We start from the raw sequence: 19,325 nt of genomic DNA, 5'->3' as shown, positions 1-19,325 counted from the left end.
GGCTGCTCACGTGAACCTCAGCGCGCGAACGCCTGCTCCATGAGCTCCGCGTTCTGCGCGGCGTGACGCTTGTTGTTGCCGGTCGCGGGCGACGCGGACGCCGGACGCGACACGACGCGCAGACGTCGCGTCTCGCCGTGGCTCTCGAGCAGGTCGGGCAGGTTGAAGTACATGAACGGCCAGGCGCCCTGGTTCTTCGGCTCGTCCTGCACCCACACGATCTCGGCGTTCGGGTACGCCGAGACCGCCTCGGCGATCTCCTTGGCCGGGATCGGCGCGAGCTGCTCGACACGCACGATGGCGGTCGTGTCGTCACCGCGCTTCTCACGCTCCGCCTCGAGGTCGTAGACCACGCGGCTCGAGGCGAGCAGCACCCGCTCGACCTTCGAACCGTCGAGCTGCTTCTGGTCCTTCAGCACCGGCTCGAACTGGCCCGAGGTGAAGTCGGCCGGCGAGCTCGTCGCGGCCTTCACGCGCAGCAGCTGCTTCGGCGTGAAGACGATGAGCGGCTTGCGCGGTCGCGCGTGCGCCTGGCGACGCAGCAGGTGGAAGTACGACGCCGGCGTCGACGGGTAAGCGATCGTCATGTTGTCCTCGGCGAACAGCTGCAGGAAGCGCTCGATGCGCGCCGAGCTGTGGTCCGGACCCTGACCCTCGTAGCCGTGCGGCAGCAGCAGCACGACGGAGCTGCGCTGCGCCCACTTCTGCTCCGAGCTCGAGATGAATTCGTCGATGATGGTCTGCGCACCGTCGACGAAGTCACCGAACTGCGCCTCCCACAGCACGAGCGCGTCGGGACGCTCGACCGAGTAGCCATACTCGAAGCCCATCGCGGCGTACTCGCTGAGCAGCGAGTCGTAGATCCACAGCCACGCCTGGTCATCCGTGAGGTAACGCAGCGGCGTCCACTCGTTGCCGTTCGCCTTGTCGATGAGGACGGCGTGACGCTGCACGAACGTGCCGCGTCGGGTGTCCTGACCGGACAGACGCACCGGCGTGCCGTCCATGAGTAGCGAACCGAACGCGATGAGCTCGCCCATGGCCCAGTCGATGCCGCCGTCCTTGACCATCGCCGTGCGACGCTCGAGCAGCTGCTTGAGCTTCGGGTGCAGCGTGAAGCCCTCCGGCGGGTTCGTCCACACCGCGCCGATGCGCTCGAGAGCGGCCTCGGTGATCGCGGAGGAACGGCCCGAGGAGTAGGCGCTCTTCGCGTCGTCCTCGAGCTGAGCGGACGGGCGCTCGAGGCCGCCGTGGCCCTCGGCGTCGGTGCCCTGGCTGGAATCGGACGAAGCGCTCTGCGCGGCGCTGTCGGCAGCGGCCTTCTTCGTCGCCTCCTTCGTCTCGACGAAGACGCGCTCGAGCTGCTGCTGGTAGTCCTTGAGCAGTTCGTCGGCACGCTCCTGGTCCATGTCGCCGCGGCCGACGAGGGCCTCGGCGTACAGGCGACGCACGGACTTCTTCGCCTCGATCAGCTTGTACATGAGCGGCTGCGTCATCGACGGGTCGTCGCCCTCGTTGTGACCGCGGCGGCGGTAGCACACCATGTCGATGACGACGTCCTTGTTGAACGTCTGGCGGTACTCGAACGCGAGTTCCGCGACGCGGACGCAGGCCTCCGGGTCGTCACCGTTGACGTGGAAGATCGGCGCCTGCACCATGCGCGCGACGTCCGTCGAGTACGTCGATGAACGCGACGAGCTCGGCGCGGTCGTGAAGCCGACCTGGTTGTTGATGACGACGTGGATCGTGCCGCCGGTTCGGTAGCCGCGCAGCTGCGACAGGTTCAACGTCTCGGCGACGATGCCCTGGCCCGCGAACGCGGCGTCGCCGTGGAGCAGGATCGGCAGCACCGTGAACGCCGTGCCGGCGAGGTTGATGCGGTCCTGCTTGGCACGGGCGATGCCCTCGAGCACCGGGTCGACGGCCTCGAGGTGGCTCGGGTTGGCGGCGAGGTAGACCTTCGTGTGGTTGCCCTCATCGGAGACGAACTCGCCCTCGGTGCCGAGGTGGTACTTGACGTCACCGGAGCCCTGCACCGAGTTGGGAGCGGCGGTGCCCTCGAACTCGCGGAAGATCTGGCCGTACGACTTGCCCGCGATGTTGGCGAGCACGTTGAGACGGCCACGGTGCGGCATGCCGATCGCGGCCTCTTCGAGGCCGGCGTCCGCGGCCTCCGACAGGATGCGGTCGAGGATCGCGATGACGGACTCGCCGCCTTCGAGGCTGAAGCGCTTCTGGCCGACGAACTTCGTCTGCAGGAACGTCTCGAACGCCTCGGCCTGGTTGAGCTTGCGCAGGATGCGCTCCTGCTCGTCCGACGTCGGCTTCGAGTACGTCTTCTCCAGCTTGTTCTGCATCCAGGCCCGCTCCTCGGGGTTCTGGATGTGCATGTACTCGACGCCGACCGTGCGGCAGTACGAGTCACGCAGGATGCCGAGGATCTTGCGCAGCTTGAGGAAGTTGGCGCCGCCGAAACCGCCCGTGGCGAACGTGCGGTCGAGATCCCACAGCGTCAGGCCGTGGCTCGTGACGTCGAGGTCGGGGTGACGACGCTGCTTGTACTCGAGCGGGTCGGTGTCGGCCATGAGGTGACCGCGCACGCGGTAGGCGTGGATGAGCTCCTGCACGCACGCGACCTTGTTGATGTCGTCGTCGTGGTTGGCGGAGATGTCCTGCACCCATCGCACCGGCTCGTAGGGGATGCGCAGCGACTCGAAGATCTCGTCGTAGAAGTTGTTCTCACCGAGCAGCAGCTGGTGGATCTGACGCAGGAACTCCCCGGACGTCGCACCTTGGATGATGCGGTGGTCGTAGGTCGAGGTGATCGTCAGGATCTTGCTGACGGCGTTACGGTTGAGCGTCTCCTCGCTCGCGCCCTGCCACTCGGCGGGGTAGTCGAGCGCGCCGACACCGATGATGGCGCCCGCGCCCTTCATCAGACGCGGCACCGAGTGCACCGTGCCGATGCCCCCGGGGTTGGTCAGCGAGATCGTCGTGCCCGCGTAGTCCTCGAGCGTCAGCTTGTTGTTGCGCGCCTTCTTGACCATCTCTTCGTACGCGGCCCAGAACTGCGCGAACGTCATCGCCTCGGCGCCCTTGATCGACGGCACGACGAGCGTGCGCGAACCGTCGGGCTTCTGCAGGTCGATGGCGAGGCCGAAGTTGATGTGCCCCGGCTGGTGCAGGACGGGCTTGCCCTTCTCGTCGACCGAGAGGGAAGCGTTCATCTCCGGCATGACGCGCAGCGCCTTGATGATGGCGTAGCCGATGATGTGGGTGAAGCTCACCTTGCCGCCGCGGCCGCGGGCGAGGTTCGAGTTGATGACGATGCGGTTGTCGATCAGCGCCTTCGCAGGGACGGCGCGGACCGACGTCGCGGTCGGGACCTCGATCGAGGCCTCCATGTTCTGCACGATCTTGGCGGCGATGCCCTTGAGCGGGGTGTCCTTGTCGTCCGCCGCCGGCACGTCACCGAGGGCGCCGTCGCCCTGGTCGCGCGGCGTCGGCAGCGGTGTGTGGCCCTCGGCCTGCTTCGGGTCGAGCTTCTGCGGCTCGCTCTCGGCGGTGCGCGTCGGCTCGGCGGCCTGCTGTGCAGGCGCCTCCTGCTGGTCGCGCGGTGCCTCGGCGGCCATCGGCTTCTCGGTTCGGGGAGCGGCCTTCGCGCCCGAGCCCGACGTGGACGTGGAGGCCGGCGCCGAGGAGTTCGACGAGCCCGGCTGATAGGTCGCGAAGAACTCCTGCCATGCGGCATCCACGGAGTTCTTGTCCTTGGTGTACTGCTCGAAGAGTTCCTCGACGAGCCACTCGTTCGCGCCGAAGTCGTCGTGCTCAGAGCTGGGGGACTGGGATGACACGCAGATGCGCCTCTTTCATTCGCGTCGATTCACGTACACGTGCGGGAGGCGTCCCGTTGCCCCCGCCATGACGCGGCGCGTGGCCGTGTCAGGCAGGAGCGAGGTGAACCACTCCACTGCCGTGTGGTACACGGCATACGTTGCCACCCTATCGCTCCCGCGCCGCCGCCGCGAGAGGCGGTCGGTGGTGAGGTGGCCCACCCCGGCGCGAGACTGCGCGGGCCTCGCCGGTCGAGGCCAGCCCGGGAGGTGGAACGAGCCCGGTGAACGGCTGCGCCCGTGGTAATTTCACTGCGTCATGACGCAGTGGATATTGATCCTCCTCGGAGTTGTCCTCACGCTCGGAACGGCACTGTTCGTCGCCACCGAGTTCTCTCTCGTCGCGCTGGATCGTCACTCCGTCCAGCGCGCCATCGACGACGGCGACGAACGCGCCCGCCCCGTCCTCGCCTCGCTGCGCGGGCTGTCGACGCAGCTGTCGGCCGCGCAGGTCGGCATCACCCTCACGACGCTGATCCTCGGCTTCATCGTCGAACCCAGCGTCGGTGCGTTGCTGCGCACCCCGTTGGCGGCCATCGGCGTCACCGGCGGCGCGGCCTCGGCGACCTCGACCGTCCTCGCGATGGTTCTCGCCTCCGCCTTCTCGATGATCTTCGGTGAACTCGTCCCGCAGTTCCTTGGTATCTCCGCGCCTCTTCGCGTCGCCAAGATCGTCGCGCGGCCCGTACAGGTGTTCGCCGCCCTCTTCAAGCCGCTCATCGTCGTGCTCAACGGATCGGCGAACCTGCTGCTGCGCTCCATGGGCATCGAACCGCAGGAGGAACTGTCCGCCGCCCGCACGCCGCAGGAGCTGAGCTCCATGGTGCGTCGCAGCGCCGAGGCCGGCACGATCGAGGAGGGCACCGCGCACCTGCTGACGCGCTCGCTCAACTTCGGTGAGCGCACCGCGTCCGACGTCATGAGCCCGCGCGTGCGCTGCGAGGCCGTCGATCGCGACGCGACGGCGGATGACGTCGTCCGGCTAGCGAGGTCGACGGGCCACTCGCGCTTCCCGGTGCTGGGGGAGGACTGGGACGACGTCCACGGTGTCGTCCACGTCAAGAAGGCCATCGCCGTGCCCGTCGAACGCCGCGGCGATGTGCCCGTCACCGCTCTCATGGTCAAGCCGACTTTCGTGCCCGAGACGATCACGCTCGAACCGCTGCTCGTGCTCCTGCGTGGCGCGGGGCTGCAGCTCGCCATCGTCATCGATGAGTACTCCGGAACCTCGGGCCTGGTGTCGCTCGAGGACGTCATCGAAGAGATCGTCGGTGAGGTCAGCGACGAGCACGACAAGCTGCACGACGCGAGCCGTCACCTGCCCGACGGGTCCTGGACGGTGCCCGGGCTGTGGCGCCCCGACGAGGTCGTCGATCGCATCGGCGCGCCCGTGCCCGACGATCGCGCCTACGAGACGCTCGGTGGTTACGTCATGCAACAGGTCGGCCGCATTCCCGAGGTCGGGGACGAACTCATGCTGCCGGGATGGCGCCTGCGCGTCGTGTCGATGGACGGCCGGCGCGTCAACCGCGTCCGGTTCACCCCGGCGGTGCAGGGGCAGTCGATGGACGATGTCATCGGCGGCGCAACCCGGGCCGGTGAGGCCCGATGATGCTCTGGATCTCGCTCCTGCTGCTGCTCGGCAACGCGTTCTTCGTGGGCGCCGAGTTCGCCGTCATGGCAGCGCGGCGCTCGCAGCTCGAACCGATGGCCGCGGAGGGCTCGAAGCGCGCCTCTGCGGCGTTGGAGGCCCTCGAGAACGTCGCCTCGCTGCTCGCCTGCGCGCAGCTCGGCATCACGGTCTGCTCGGTGCTGCTGGGTGCCGTCGCCGAGGACGCGGTGCACCACCTCATCGCCGGCCCCCTCGAGGCGACGGGCATGCCGGACGGGCTGACGCACGTCGTCAGCCTGCTGCTCGCGCTGCTCATCGTCGCGTACTTCCACGTCGTGCTCGGTGAGATGGTGCCGAAGAACCTCGCCATCGCCGGGCCCGACCGGGCAGCGTTGCTGCTCGCGCCCGCACTGCTGTGGGTGACGAAGGCGATCCGCCCGCTCGTCACGGTGCTCGAGAACGTCAGCAAGGCCATCGTGCGACGCATGGGCATCGAACCGCAGGACGAGGCGGCCTCGACGTTCTCGACCGAGGAGGTCGAGATGATCGTCGAGGAGTCGCACCGAGAGGGTCTGCTCGAGTCGGGGCAGGAGCGCCGCGTGCGTGAGGCCCTCGAGTTCACCGACAAGGTCGCGAGCGACGTGGCCGTGCCGCTCGACTCGCTCGTCACGCTCTCGTTGGGCGCGACGCCCGCCGATGTCGACGCGATGGTCGCCAAGCACGGGTTCTCGCGCTTCCCGGTCATGACGACGTCGGGGGAGCTGCGCGGTTACATCCACCTCAAGGACGTGCTATACGCGCAGGACGAGGCGTACACCGAGCCTGTTCCGCCGCGCCGCATCCGGCTGCTCGCGACGGTGCGTCCCGGGGACGAGGTCGAGGACGTGCTCGTCACGATGCAGAACTCGGGCGCGCACCTCGCGCGCGTCGTCGGTGACGACGGGCGCACGAGCGGTGTCGTGTTCCTCGAGGACGTGCTCGAGGAACTCGTCGGCGAGGTCGCGGACGCGACGCAGCGCTTCGACGCGCGCGCGTTGGCCGGAGCGTCGCGGGCCGAGTCGGCGTCGGTCGTCCGGGCTGACCAGGCGCGCCCGCGCGCGTGATGATGCCCGCCGTCGCCGGGAACTGCTGGTAAGGTTTCGTCTCGCGCTCCTGGAGCGCATGCCCCCTTAGCTCAGGGGATAGAGCACCGCCCTCCGGAGGCGGGAGCGCAGGTTCGAATCCTGCAGGGGGCACAAGACGAACGGAGGCCCGATCCGGCCGCGCTTCGCGCGGCCGGATCGGGCCTCCGTTCGTCTTGTATCAAGCTCGAAGGATTCGGGAGGACGACGAGCGTAGCGAGGAGGGCGGGTCCTGCAGGGGGCGTTGTCGCGGCCTGCGATCAAGCCGGCGTGGCATACCCTGGCCCGGTGATGTCGGCAGATCCTTGGGTAGCGCTGGATCGCGACGTCGGGGTGTCTGTCTTTTTTTCCGTGGATGCCGACGGGCGGGTCGTCACCCCTGCGCCGCGTGTCGCGGCGTCGCGTGAGCGCTCCGCCACCGATCGAGATGACTTGGGCAGGGCTCAGCGGATCGCCGCACTCATCACCGCGCACCTGGGGCTATCGGCTGTGGCTCGACCCTCTGGCGGAAACGTCGAGGTCGACCTGTCGTCGGACGGGTGGCTCGGTCGCTGCGGGGCCGAGACGGGCATCATCGCCGGCGCGGCCGCAGACGTCCGCCGCGTCCGCCCGCCGCTGCGCTCCTTCGGCCAGAGCCTCACCTGGGACGCCGTCGCACAGGACGTCGGCCTCGACGCGCTCGTGTGGGCGTCGCTGCTCAGTGCGTCCAAGACGCCACCGCTGACGTTGGGGCAGCGCCTCGACGACCTGTCGAGCCGCCGCGACGCGAACCCCCTCGCTCGTGCCCGCCGTGCTCAGGCAGCCGCGATGTTACGGCTCGAGGCCGCGACCGGACTGCTCGACAGCGGCGCCCTTGACGCCGACACCTTCGACGTAGAGCCCCTGGCCTACGGAGACGGCGCCGACACCCCGGCCCGCGACGACCTCGCCGTCGGCGGTTCTGCCGCTCTCTTTCGTTCGCCGGACGGTGGGGACCACGTCACCCCCGCACCGTTGCGGGTGGCTGTTCTCCTCACCTCCCGGGCGTTTCACGACGCGGCGCGCACCGGCCGCACCCGTCCTGCGTTGCTCGCGATCGACGATCTGGCGGTGGCGATGCTGCGTCACGTCGAGGCTGCGCCCGTCACGCGGACGGATGTGCCCGCGCTGAGCGCGGCCCGTAGCATCGTGCGAGAAACCCTGGACGCTGCCTGCGTCGCAGCGCCCGTGCCGTACTGAACGCGTCGATCCTCGATGCGGCCGGCGGCGGTGGGCGTGCGATCGCTGCGGGTCCGATCCGCGCGCAGCGGGGGCTGCCGGGCCGTTTCGGCGCAGCGCCGTCCCCCTCGCGAGAAGGCAGCAAGGAGACCACGTGAGCGTCAGGTCGGCCGCCCCCACGGGCGCCCTCGAGCAGATCGTGTGGCCGCGCACCGCGCGCCGCCGTGATGACGGCGTCGTCGAGATCGCCGGCATCGGCCTCGACGAGATCGCCGAACGCTTCGGCACGCCGGCGTACGTCATCGACGAGGCCGACGTCCGCAGCCGCGCCCGTGCCTACCGTGAGGCGTTCGCGCGTGCGTTCGCGGCCATCGGCACCCAGGCGGACGTGTACTACGCGGGCAAGGCGTTCCTGTCGTCGCACGTCGCGCAGTGGGTCACCGAGGAGGGGCTGCGCCTCGACGTCTGCTCGGGGGGTGAGCTCGCGATCGCGAAGAAGGCGGGCGTGCCGGGCGAGAACATCGGCATGCACGGCAACAACAAGGGCGTCGCCGAGATCGACGACGCCCTCGCGTACGGCGTCGGGCGCATCGTCGTCGACTCGTTCGAGGAGATCGACCGCGTCGCCGACGCCGCTGCGCGCCACCACATCACGGCGCCTGTCATGATCCGCGTCAAGCTCGGCGTCGAAGCGCACACTCACGAGTTCATCGCGACGGCGCACGAGGACCAGAAGTTCGGTTTCTCCGCCGCCGACGGCCAGATCGGTGACGCCGTCGCCCGCGTCCTCGCCCGCCCGGAGCTTCACCTGCTCGGCTTCCACAGCCACATCGGCAGCCAGATCTTCGAGTCCGCCGGCTTCAAGGAGGCCGCGACGCGCCTCATCGCCCTGCAGTTGCAGGTCGCGAAGGAGCACGGCGTCGAACTGCCGGAGCTCGACCTCGGCGGCGGTTTCGGCATCGCCTACCTGCCCAGCGACGCACCGCTCGACCCCGCCGAGATGGCGACGCAGCTCGCCAACATCGTGCGCGAGGCGTGCCAGAACGCCGACGTCCCGGTGCCGCGCGTCTCGATCGAGCCGGGCCGCAGCATCGTCGGCCCCGGCGGCGTGACGCTCTACCGCGTCGGCACGGTGAAGCTCGTTCAGGCGAGCGACGACCTCGTGCGCACGTACGTCAGCGTCGACGGTGGCATGAGCGACAACGCGCGCCCCGCGCTCTACCAGGCCGACTATCACGCGGCGCTCGCGAACCGCGGCGGCAGCGACGAGCTGACGCCGACCCGCGTCGTCGGCAAGCACTGTGAGAGCGGCGACGTCGTCGTGCGCGACATCGACTTCCCGTCCGACACCCGTGACGGCGACCTCGTCGTCGTCGCCGCGACCGGCGCCTACTGTCGTGCGCTGGCCTCGCAGTACAACCACGTCCCGCGCCCGCCCGTCATCGCCGTCGCGGACGGCGACGCTCGCGTGCTGCTGCGCCGCGAGACGATCGACGACCTGCTCGCCCTCGAAGGGGAATGACATGACCACCACCGCATCCGCCATGCCGTCCGACTCGACGACCCCGCGCGAGCCGATCACGATCGCGCTGCTCGGCAGCGGCGTCGTCGGCACGTCCGTCGCCCGCGAGCTGACCCAGAACGCCGCCGATTTCGAGGCCCGTATCGGTGCGCCGCTGCAGATCGTCGGCGTCGCGGTGCGCAACACGCGCAAGGACCGCTCGGAGACGGGCCTGCCGGCCGACGCCTTCACGACGGACGCGCAGGCGCTCGTCGACGGTGCCGACATCGTCGTCGAGCTCATGGGTGGTGACGAGCCCGCCAAGAGCCTCATCACGCGCGCCCTGAGCAACGGCTCGAGCGTCGTCACGGCCAACAAGGCCCTGCTCGGCAGCGATGGCCCGGAGCTGTACCAGCTCGCGATGGATCACGGCGTCGACCTGTCCTACGAGGCCGCCGTCGCGGGCGCCATCCCGCTCATCCGTCCGTTGCGCGAGTCGCTCGCGGGCGATGGGGTGACGAAGGTGCTCGGCATCGTCAACGGCACGACGAACTTCATCCTCGACAAGATGCACCGCACCGGCGCCGACCTGCAGGACGTGCTCGCCGAGGCGCAGGAGCTCGGTTACGCCGAGGCCGACCCGACGGCCGACGTCGAGGGCTACGACGCGCAGGCGAAGGCCGCCATCCTCGCCTCCCTCGCGTTCCACACGCGCGTGCGCACGAGTGACGTGCACGTCGAGGGCATCATGAACATCACGGCGGAGGACATCACCGCCGCGCGCCGCGCGGGCTGCGTCATCAAGCTGCTCGCGATCGCCGAGAAGGTCGAACGCGGCGAGGCAGACGGGGGAGCGGGCGTCAACGTCCGCGTCCACCCCGTCCTGCTGTCGCGCTCGCACCCGCTCGCGAGCGTGCATGAAGCATTCAACGCGGTCTTCGTCGAGACGAAGCTCGCCGGGGAGCTGATGTTCTACGGCCGCGGGGCGGGCGGCGACCCGACGGCGTCAGCAGTCCTCGGCGACATCGTCCAGGCCGCGCACCACCGCGTCACCGGCGGGCGCGGTTCGGGGGAATCGGCCTACGCCGACCTGCCGATCCTGCCGATCGGCGAATCCCTGACGCGTTACGTCGTGCGCGTCGAGGTCGCCGACGAACCGGGCGTCCTCGGGCGCGTGACGAGCGCGTTCGGCGAGCACGGCGTCTCCATCGAGAGCATGCGCCAGGGCGTGCGCCGCTCCGAGGATGGCCTCGCCTCCCTCACCTTCATGACCCACCAGGCACCGGAGGCCGCGCTCGCGGCCACGGTCGACTCGATCAAGAAGCTCGCGGACGTCGACTGCGTCTCGTCCGTGCTTCGCGCAGAAGGAAACTGACATGGCTCACCTGTGGCGCGGCGTCATCACCGAGTACGCCGAACGACTTCCAATGCTCGACGGTGCTCCCGTCGTCACGCTCGGGGAGGGCGGCACTCCGCTCATCCCGGCGGAGAAGCTGAGCGAGCGGGTCGGTGCGCGTGTGTTCGTCAAGTACGAGGGCCTCAACCCGACCGGTTCGTTCAAGGACCGCGGCATGACGACGGCGATGTCGATGGCCGCGAAGAACGGCGCGAAGGCCGTCATCTGTGCCTCGACGGGCAACACGTCCGCCTCCGCCGCGGCCTACGCGACGAAGGCCGGCATGACGTGCGCCGTCCTCGTGCCCGACGGCAAGATCGCGATGGGCAAGCTCAGCCAGGCCATCGCGCACGGCGCGCAGCTGCTGCAGGTCGACGGCAACTTCGACAACTGCCTCGACGTCGCGCGCAAGCTTGCCGAGAGCTACCCCGTAGAGCTCGTCAACTCCGTCAACCCGGCCCGCATCGAGGGCCAGAAGACGGCCAGCTTCGAGATCGTCGACGCGCTCGGCGACGCGCCCGACATCCATGTCCTGCCCGTCGGCAACGCCGGCAACATCACGGGTTATTGGAAGGGCTACCGCGAGTACGCGGCGCCGTTCACGACCGTGGACGGCCGCGAGCTCGCCGCCGTCGCGACGAAGACCCCGGCGATGTGGGGCTTCCAGGCCGAGGGCGCCGCGCCGCTCGTCGCGGGCCACCCGTTCGACGAGCCGGAGACGATCGCAACGGCCATCCGCATCGGCAACCCCGCATCGTGGAGGCAGGCCGAGCAGGCCCGCGACGACTCGGGCGGCGTCATCGACGCCGTCAGTGACGACGAGATCCTCGCCGCGCACCGCATCCTGTCGAGCGAGGAGGGCATCTTCGTCGAACCGGCGTCGGCCGCCTCGATCGCCGGGTTGCTCAAGATGAGCGACGCGGACCGCGTGCCCGCGGGCGCGACGATCGTCTGCACCGTCACCGGGCACGGCCTGAAGGATCCGCAGTGGGCCCTGCGAGGCGCCGACGGCGACGACATCCAGCCCGAGCGCGTCTCCGCCGACGCCTACTCCGTGGCGCGCGCGCTCGGCCTCGACGCCTGACGATGGCCCGTTCGCTCAGCGCCTCCCGCCTCCGGCCGAGCCGCACGCCTCAGGTCGGGTCGACGGCGCACGTTCGCGTGCCCGCGAGCACGGCGAACCTCGGGCCGGGTTTCGACTCGATCGGCATGGCCCTCGACGTCTGGGACGACGCGCGCGCCGAGGTGACGGACGGCGGCCTCGTCGTCGACGCGCGCGGCAGCGGCGCGGGTGAGGTGCCGCTCGACGGCTCGCACCTTGTCGTGCGCTCGATGGGGGCGGCATGGGAAGCGCTCGACGTCGCGCCGCCCGCAGGGCTGGAGCTGAGGTACACAGGCGCCGTGCCGCACTCGCGCGGCCTGGGCAGTTCGGCGACGGCGATCGTCGCGGGCGTCGCGCTCGCGACGGCGCTCGCCGGGCACGATCTCGACGACGCCGCGACGCTCGCGTTCGTCAATGACGTCGCCTCGAGCATCGAGGGCCACCCCGACAACGCGTCGGCCTCCGTCTACGGCAGCGTGACGGTGAGCTGGGCCGACGTGCTCGAGGGCCCCGACGCGCCGCGCGACTGGCACACCGCCGTCCTGCGCCCGCACCCCGATGTCGTGCCCGTCGTCATCGTCCCGGCGCAGCGCCTGTCGACGGCGACGGCTCGCGCCGCGTTGCCCGAGAGCGTCCCGCTCGCCGTGGCAGCGCGCAATTCGGGGCGCGCAGCGCTGCTGGCTCACGCGATCACCACCGAGCCGTCGCTACTCATGCCCGCGACGCTCGATGCCCTGCACCAGGAGCAGCGCCGTTCGGCCTACCCGGATTCGATGGCGCTCGTCGACGCGCTGCGTGACGCCGGCGTCCCCGCCGTCATCTCGGGCGCGGGTCCGACGGTGCTCGCGCTGGCATCACGTTTCGCCCTGAGCGCGGTGCACGATGCCGCTGGGGGCGGCGAGGTGCTCGAACTGAGCGTTCCGACGCGCGGAATCACCCCCATGTCGCGCTGATCCGCCGCCGGGGTGTACCGTTTTGGTGCACCCGGGTGGTGCTCGAGTTCGACCATGCCACACGACGCGACGCTGTCGTCGCGCCAGGCCCGTGACCTCTGGGTCACCGTTCTCGCCTCAGCCTCGCTGCAGGTCATCATTCGCTTCCAGGTGCGCTGTTCCCGTCTGTGCTGTCATTCCGACGGCGGGAACCAGGGGTCTGATCTGAACGGCCCCTGAACTTCATCCCGCCCGCGCTCTTCGTCGCGGGCCGAACGAGGGGGAAGGAACCTTCGTGTCAGAACAACCGTCTGCGCCCGCCCCGGCCCAGAGCAGCCCGCGCGGAGCGCTCTCCGCGATGCGTCTCGACGAACTCAAGCAGCTCGCGCAGAGCATGGGCATTCCCGGCATCTCCAAGATGCGCAAGGTCGACCTCGTGACGGCGATCCGCGCCGCGCGCGCCGAGGCCAACGGTGTCGGCGGCAGCCGCGCCAAGGCCGCGGGCGTCACCTCGACCGCTCCGACGGCCCGTCGCGCCACGAGCGAGCAGGCCGAGGCTGCGCCGTCCGCCACCGAGGCGCCCCGCCGTGAGCAGGGCGACGCTCCGGCGCCGCAGGATGACGAGCCCCGCCGCGCCACTCGTGACGCCGGCGCCCGCGAAGGCGACGCTGCCTCCCGCGAGGGTGAGCGTTCCACGCGCGACGAACAGGAGCAGCCGCGCGAGCAGCGCACCCGTCGTGGCCGCCGCGGTGGCGAGGAGCGCAAGCGCGCCTCCGAGAACTCAGGTTCCGACCAGGGCGACGCTCAGCGTGAAGGTGCCGCGCAGGACACCGGCTCCGAGAACGACGCCGACGGCAAGACCGTCGATGGCAAGAACGTCGACGCAAAGGACGACGCCTCGAACGGCGAGAGCCGTGGCCGTCGTGACGGCGAACGCGACGAGCGTCGTCAGCGCCGCGAGAACGGCTCGAACGAGCCCTCCGGTGACAAGAACTCCGACGGCGGCGCTCGCCGCGAGCGTCGCGACAACAGCGACAGCGCCTCGGGCGAGAACGGCCGCGACAAGCGCGACAACCGCGACTCCGGCAACAACAGCGGCAACGGCGGCTCCAACCGTCGCGAGCGCAACAACGAGCGCAACCACAACAACGATGACGACGAGCGCGGTGGCCGTCGTCGCCGTCAGCGCGGCCGCGACCGCGACCGCGACCGGGGCGAGCGCGGCAACAACCGTCGCGGGCGCAACCGCGACTACGACGACGACGCTCCCGAGGTGCGCGAGGACGACGTCCTCATTCCCGTCGCGGGCATCGTCGACGTCCTCGACAACTACGCGTTCGTGCGCACGACCGGTTACCTCGCCGGCCCGACGGACGTCTACGTCCCGATGAACATCGTGAAGAAGAACGGGCTGCGCAAGGGTGACGCCGTCACCGGCGCGGTGCGTGCGCTGCGCGAGGGTGAGCAGTTGCCGGCGCGTCAGAAGTTCAACGCGCTCGTGCGTCTCGACTCCGTCAACGGCATGACGGTGGAGCAGGCGAAGAAGCGTGTCGAGTTCGGCAAGCTGACGCCGCTGTACCCGCAGGAGCGCCTGCGTCTCGAGACGACCCCGAACGTGCTGACGACTCGCATGATCGACCTCGTCTCGCCCGTCGGCAAGGGCCAGCGTGGCCTCATCGTCGCCCCGGCGAAGGCGGGCAAGACGATGGTCATGCAGTCGATCGCCAACGCGATCACGACGAACAACCCCGAGTGCCACCTCATGGTCGTCCTCGTCGACGAGCGTCCCGAAGAAGTCACCGACATGCAGCGCGCGGTCAAGGGTGAGGTCATCGCCTCCACCTTCGACCGTCCGGCGACGGACCACACGACGGTCGCGGAGCTCGCCATCGAGCGTGCCAAGCGCCTCGTCGAGATGGGCCACGACGTCGTCGTGCTGCTCGACTCGATCACGAAGCTCGGGCGTGCCTACAACCTCGCCGCCCCGGCGAGCGGTCGCATCCTGTCCGGTGGTGTCGACTCGGCCGCGCTGTACCCGCCGAAGAAGTTCTTCGGTGCGGCGCGCAACATCGAGAACGGCGGCTCGTTGACGATCCTCGCGACGGCTCTCGTCGAGACGGGTTCGAAGATGGACGAGGTCATCTTCGAGGAGTTCAAGGGCACCGGCAACATGGAGCTCAAGCTCGACCGTCAGCTCGCGAACCGCCGCATCTTCCCGGCCGTCGACGTCAACAACTCGTCGACGCGTCGCGAGGAGATCCTGCTGTCGGGCGAAGAGCTCAAGATCATGTGGAAGCTGCGTCGCGTGCTCGCTGCCCTCGACCAGCAGCAGGCCGTCGAACTGCTCATCGACCGTCTCAAGAAGACGAAGAGCAACGTCGAGTTCCTCATGCAGGTGCAGCAGACGTCGAACATCAAGCTCGACGACGAGGACAACTGATCCACGTCTGAAGGCGCCTGACGACGTCACCTGACGACGTCACCTGACGACGCCCCCGAGACCCGACGCCCCTGCGGCGAGTGGTCACGGGGGCGATCGTGTCGGGCGGGGTGGCGGCGGGAATGATTCGTCCCACCTCGATGTTTTGAACCATGTCAGGCGATCTGGCAAGATTGTTTGTTGGCTTCCGGTTCACGTCCACCATCCCGGTGATGACGACCCGGCGGCATCCTCAACAGCTAGGAGAACCCCGTGAAGAAGAACCTTCACCCCGAGTACACCGCCACGACGGTGTCCTGCACCTGCGGCAACACGTTCGAGACGCGCAGCACGTCGAAGAGCGACAAGATGAACGTCGAAGTGTGCTCCAACTGCCACCCCTTCTACACCGGCAAGCAGAAGCTCATGGACACGGGTGGTCGTGTCGCCCGCTTCCAGGCTCGCTACGGCAAGAAGGACGCCAAGTAGTCTTCGCACCACGCCGACCCCAGCCCATCAGGGCGGGGTCGGCGTTTTGCATTCCCGTGGACGCCGCCTGCCGGCGCTGCGCCCCCATCACTTCAGTCCGCGAGGAGCGTCATGCTTGATTCCGCCGCCACGATCGTCGCCGAGTACGACGATCTCGAGAAGCAGCTGGCCGAACCGGCGACGCATGCGGACCCGACGCTGATGCGCCGCCTCAACAAGCGTTACGCGGCCCTCGCACCGACCGTCGCCGCTTATCACGCCTGGAAGATCGCGCAGGACGACCTCGGTGCGGCAGAAGAGCTGGCCGACGAGGACGCCGCGTTCGCCGCGGAGCTGCCGGCGTTGCAGACCCATCTGGAGGCGAGCGCCGACAAACTGCGCACGCTCCTGCTGCCGCGCGACGAGGACGATGAGCGCGATGTCGTCCTCGAGGTCAAGGCCGGCGAGGGCGGCGCCGAGTCGGCGCTGTTCGCCGGCGACCTCGTCCGCATGTACCTGCGTTACGCGGAACGCCGCGGTTGGAAGGCCGAGATTGCCGACGCGACCGACGCCGATCTCGGCGGGTACAAGGACGCCCGCATCACGGTCCGCGCGAAGGGGCTGCCCGAACCGGGCGAGGCCCCGTGGGCGCGCCTCAAGTACGAAGGCGGCGTGCACCGCGTGCAGCGCGTGCCCGTCACCGAGAGTCAGGGCCGCATCCACACGAGCGCGGCGGGCGTCCTCGTCATGCCGGATCTCGACGAGGACGACGACGAGATCGAGTTCGGCCCGAACGACCTCAAGATCGACGTCTATCGCAGCTCCGGCCCGGGTGGGCAGAGTGTCAACACGACCGACTCGGCCGTGCGCATCACCCACCTGCCGACGGGTGTCGTCGTCAGCTGCCAGAACGAGAAGTCGCAGCTGCAGAACAAGGAGTCCGCGCTGCGCGTGCTCAAGGCGCGGCTGCGTCAGATGGAGATCGAGCGCAAGGAAGCGGAGGCCTCGGCCGCGCGCAAGTCGCAGGTGCGCACGGTCGACCGCAGTGAGCGCATCCGCACGTACAACTTCCCCGAGAACCGGATCGCAGATCACCGCACGGGCTACAAGTCGTACAACCTCGACGCGGTGCTCGACGGCGATCTCGACGCTGTCGTCCAGTCGGCGCTCGACGCCGACGAGGCGGCGCGTCTCGCAGCAGTGGGGGAGTCGGGGGCGTGACGGCGTTGCGCGCGAAGCTGCGTCGTGCTGCGGCGCGGCTCGCGGATGCCGGCATCGAATCCGCGGATCGTGATGCGGCGCTGCTGCTCGCCCATGTTCTCGGGTGCGAGCTGGGCGAGGTGCGCCGTCGCGAGGTGCTCGGCCACGAGCTCAGCGACGGGGACATGGCCCGCTTCGAGGCGCTCGTCGACGAGCGCGCACGGCGTGTTCCGCTGCAGCACCTGACGGGTCGGGCGCCTTTCCGCAGCCTGGAGTTGCGTGTCGGCCCTGGCGTGTTCGTGCCGCGCCCCGAGACGGAGATGCTCGTCGATGCCGCCCTCGAGGCGGCCCCGTACGGGGGGCGCATCGTCGATCTGTGTACCGGATCGGGCGCCATCGCCCTGGCGATCAAGGCTGAGCGTCCCGACCTCGAGGTCTACGCCGTCGAACTCTCCGAAGAAGCGGCGGCGTGGGCAGCGTTGAACTGCAAGCAGATTGGCCTCACTGTCAACTTGAGCGTTGAGGATGCGCGCCAGGCTCTACCTGAGCTCGAGGGTAGTTTCGACGTCGTCGTGAGCAACCCGCCGTACGTGCCCACCGGCATGGTGCCGATCGACCCCGAGGTTGCCGAGCACGACCCTGAGATCGCGCTGTACGGCGGTAGCGAGGACGGCCTTCGCTTTCCGCTCGAGATCGCCGAACGCGCCGCGCACCTGCTGAAGCCCGGCGGTCTGCTCGTCATGGAGCATGCAGACGCCCAGGGCGAATCCCTGCCCGAGGCGCTGCTCGATCGGCGTGGTTTCGAGTGGGCGCGGGACGAGGCCGACCTCGCCGGCAAGCCCCGCATGACGCTGGCCCGCCGTGAGGGCGGTTCGCGCTTCGAGGTGCCCACAAGCCCCGCAGAACGCCCGGTGAGGCGCCGCGCGACCGTCAGGCTGCTCGTGCTCGACCACGCCGGCGACGTGCTCCTCTACGAGGATTCCGACCAGGGCCTCACGCCGCCCGCGACGTGGTGGTCGACCCCGGGTGGCGGCATCGACCCCGGAGAGAGCGAACGCGACGCCGCGGTGCGTGAGTTGTTCGAGGAGACCGGTTTGCAGGTCGAGGCCGATGCCTTCGTCGGGCCGATCGCGCGGCGCCGCGTCGTCCACGGGTATTCCGATTCGGTCGTGCGTCAGGACGACGTGTTCTACGCCGTGCGCACGACACGCTTCGAGCCCGACCCGGGGGCACTCACGCCCGAGGAGCAGGTGACGATGCAGCGCTGGCGCTGGTGGTCGGTTCGCGACCTCGAGACGACGAGCGAACGAGTGTGGCCGCGCGAGCTCGCGGCCCTCGTCAGCGCCCGGGCGACGCCGGACGCGACAGCGGGTAGCGCCACGTCTGTCGACGAACTGCAGCCCGACGACACCATCGCACTCGACGACGTCGAGGAGTCGAGCGTCCCCGTCGCCCTCGGCCACCGCTGAGGCACACACCGCGAGGTCGGCGTCAGGGGCCTGCGCCTCTTCTGATGTCGGTCTCGCACCGCCCCGCCCTGCGTCTCGGCCACCGTCACGATGTTGGGCGAGGACGCCGCGTCAGCGCGCTGGTGCGGCCTCGCCGGCCGGCGGCGAGGACGTGTGTGCGCCACGGACCCGGGCTTAGAGTGGGAGCCGAATCGCGCCGCCCGCAGCGTGCTGGGCGGCCTCGGACGTGAGGAACGCACCATGGGGATCTTCGATCGTCTCTTCGGTCGTGGGGGAGCCCAGCCGGGCTTCGGTCAGCAGCAGGGATACGGGCAGCCCGCGTATCCGGCGCAGGGCAACCAGCAGCAGGGGTATGCCCAGCAGGGCTACCCGCGTCAGGCGTCGAGCGCGCCTCGACAGACGCCGGGCGCGTCGATGAGCGAGGACGAGCGCGCCATCGCCCGCTACGAGTACATGCTCAAGACGGCCCCGCCGGAGGAGATCGAGAAGGCGCACGCCGAGGCGTTCGCCAAGTTGACGCCGGAGCAGCGTCAGCAGGTGCTCACGCGTCTCGCGACCGACAGCCCGCAGGATGCTCCGCAGAGCGCAGACCCGCAGGCGCTGGCGCGGGCTGCGACTCGGGCCGAGATGCGTCAGCCCGGGTTCCTCCAGAGCTCGTTCGGTGGTTACGGCATGGGCGGCGGCTTCGGTCGCGGCGGCATGGGGATGGGGATGGGCGGCATGGGCTCGATGCTGCTCACGAGCGTCGCCGGCGCCTTCGTCGGCACCGCCATCGCCGATGCGATGTTCGACGACTGGGGCAACGAGTTCGATTCCCACGACATGCAGGACGCATATCAGGATGGCTACCAGGACGGTGGGGGCGACGGCGGCGGAAACGACGTTGCCGACGGTGGCGGATTCGACGGCGGCCAGGACTTCGCCGGGGGCAGCGACTTCGGCGGGTTCGACGGGGGCGACTTCGGTGGGGGAGACTTCGGGGGCGACATGGGTGGTTTCGACTTCTAGGAGAGTG

Annotated in this window: 13 protein-coding genes and 1 tRNA gene; 13 read left to right on the top strand and 1 reads right to left on the bottom strand. The window is 69.5% G+C overall.

Annotation, left to right across the window (positions count from 1 at the left end; translation table 11 throughout):
* Positions 1–17 precede the first annotated feature (17 nt).
* Entirely contained in the window at positions 18–3,854 is a 3,837-nt protein-coding gene (locus tag DYE07_RS04545) for a multifunctional oxoglutarate decarboxylase/oxoglutarate dehydrogenase thiamine pyrophosphate-binding subunit/dihydrolipoyllysine-residue succinyltransferase subunit (RefSeq protein WP_115296428.1), read from the bottom strand.
* A gap of 298 nt (positions 3,855–4,152) precedes the next feature.
* On the opposite strand from DYE07_RS04545, the gene DYE07_RS04540 reads away from it, so the two are divergent.
* The 13 genes from DYE07_RS04540 (at position 4,153) to DYE07_RS04480 (ending at position 19,318) form a co-directional block, all read left to right on the top strand.
* Positions 4,153–5,505: a hemolysin family protein gene (locus DYE07_RS04540; protein WP_006946029.1), complete on the top strand. Its 1,353-nt coding sequence runs from the start codon at positions 4,153–4,155 to the stop codon at positions 5,503–5,505.
* A complete protein-coding gene (locus DYE07_RS04535) occupies positions 5,502–6,608 on the top strand; it encodes a hemolysin family protein (RefSeq protein ID WP_006945979.1) in 1,107 nt (368 codons plus the stop codon). The genes DYE07_RS04540 and DYE07_RS04535 overlap by 4 nt, the downstream gene beginning before the upstream one ends.
* Before the next feature lie 60 nt (positions 6,609–6,668).
* A tRNA-Arg gene (locus DYE07_RS04530) sits at positions 6,669–6,740 on the top strand.
* A 375-nt stretch (positions 6,741–7,115) separates the two neighbouring features.
* Positions 7,116–7,844, top strand: coding sequence for a hypothetical protein (locus tag DYE07_RS04525; protein ID WP_136788686.1), 729 nt, complete (start codon positions 7,116–7,118; stop codon positions 7,842–7,844).
* Positions 7,845–7,977: 133 nt separating this feature from the next.
* Positions 7,978–9,345, top strand: a complete 1,368-nt coding sequence (gene lysA, locus DYE07_RS04520) for a diaminopimelate decarboxylase (RefSeq protein ID WP_062257145.1) — start codon at positions 7,978–7,980, stop codon at positions 9,343–9,345.
* 1 nt (position 9,346) lies between these two features.
* Positions 9,347–10,699 (top strand): homoserine dehydrogenase, encoded by a 1,353-nt coding sequence (locus DYE07_RS04515; RefSeq protein WP_062257147.1) that lies wholly within the window; start codon positions 9,347–9,349, stop codon positions 10,697–10,699.
* A 1-nt stretch (position 10,700) separates the two neighbouring features.
* Positions 10,701–11,804 carry a threonine synthase gene (gene thrC, locus DYE07_RS04510; RefSeq protein WP_074040422.1) on the top strand — a complete coding sequence of 368 codons (1,104 nt, stop codon included), beginning with the start codon at positions 10,701–10,703 and terminating at the stop codon, positions 11,802–11,804.
* Positions 11,805–11,881: 77 nt separating this feature from the next.
* Positions 11,882–12,775 carry a homoserine kinase gene (locus DYE07_RS04505; protein ID WP_237723931.1) on the top strand — a complete coding sequence of 298 codons (894 nt, stop codon included), beginning with the start codon at positions 11,882–11,884 and terminating at the stop codon, positions 12,773–12,775.
* 337 nt (positions 12,776–13,112) lie between these two features.
* Positions 13,113–15,194 (top strand): transcription termination factor Rho, encoded by a 2,082-nt coding sequence (gene rho, locus DYE07_RS04500; RefSeq protein WP_218564389.1) that lies wholly within the window; start codon positions 13,113–13,115, stop codon positions 15,192–15,194.
* Between the two features lie 252 nt (positions 15,195–15,446).
* On the top strand, positions 15,447–15,662 hold the full coding sequence (gene rpmE, locus DYE07_RS04495; protein ID WP_006945964.1) for a 50S ribosomal protein L31: 216 nt from the start codon (positions 15,447–15,449) through the stop codon (positions 15,660–15,662).
* Between the two features lie 111 nt (positions 15,663–15,773).
* Positions 15,774–16,862, top strand: a complete 1,089-nt coding sequence (gene prfA, locus DYE07_RS04490) for a peptide chain release factor 1 (protein ID WP_062257153.1) — start codon at positions 15,774–15,776, stop codon at positions 16,860–16,862.
* On the top strand, positions 16,859–18,310 hold the full coding sequence (prmC, locus tag DYE07_RS15335) for a peptide chain release factor N(5)-glutamine methyltransferase (protein ID WP_115296425.1): 1,452 nt from the start codon (positions 16,859–16,861) through the stop codon (positions 18,308–18,310). Before prfA ends, prmC begins: the two co-directional genes overlap by 4 nt.
* 240 nt (positions 18,311–18,550) lie before the next feature.
* Positions 18,551–19,318 carry a hypothetical protein gene (locus DYE07_RS04480; protein ID WP_115296424.1) on the top strand — a complete coding sequence of 256 codons (768 nt, stop codon included), beginning with the start codon at positions 18,551–18,553 and terminating at the stop codon, positions 19,316–19,318.
* Positions 19,319–19,325: the final 7 nt, after the last annotated feature.

It is taken from the genome of Dermacoccus nishinomiyaensis (genome assembly GCF_900447535.1).
Lineage (GTDB): Bacteria > Actinomycetota > Actinomycetes > Actinomycetales > Dermatophilaceae > Dermacoccus > Dermacoccus nishinomiyaensis.
Note: the sequence above shows the minus strand (reverse complement) of the source record. Positions and strands in the feature narration are given on the sequence as shown.

Excerpts from the sequence above, each read along its gene's own strand:
- DYE07_RS04515 (WP_062257147.1), top strand. The coding sequence starts at position 9,347 with ATGACCACCACCGCATCCGCCATGCCGTCCGACTCGACGACCCCGCGC.
- prfA (WP_062257153.1), top strand. The coding sequence starts at position 15,774 with ATGCTTGATTCCGCCGCCACGATCGTCGCCGAGTACGACGATCTCGAG.
- DYE07_RS04480 (WP_115296424.1), top strand. The coding sequence starts at position 18,551 with ATGGGGATCTTCGATCGTCTCTTCGGTCGTGGGGGAGCCCAGCCGGGC.
- DYE07_RS04535 (WP_006945979.1), top strand. The coding sequence starts at position 5,502 with ATGATGCTCTGGATCTCGCTCCTGCTGCTGCTCGGCAACGCGTTCTTC.
- DYE07_RS04540 (WP_006946029.1), top strand. The coding sequence starts at position 4,153 with ATGACGCAGTGGATATTGATCCTCCTCGGAGTTGTCCTCACGCTCGGA.
- rho (WP_218564389.1), top strand. The coding sequence starts at position 13,113 with ATGCGTCTCGACGAACTCAAGCAGCTCGCGCAGAGCATGGGCATTCCC.
- thrC (WP_074040422.1), top strand. The coding sequence starts at position 10,701 with ATGGCTCACCTGTGGCGCGGCGTCATCACCGAGTACGCCGAACGACTT.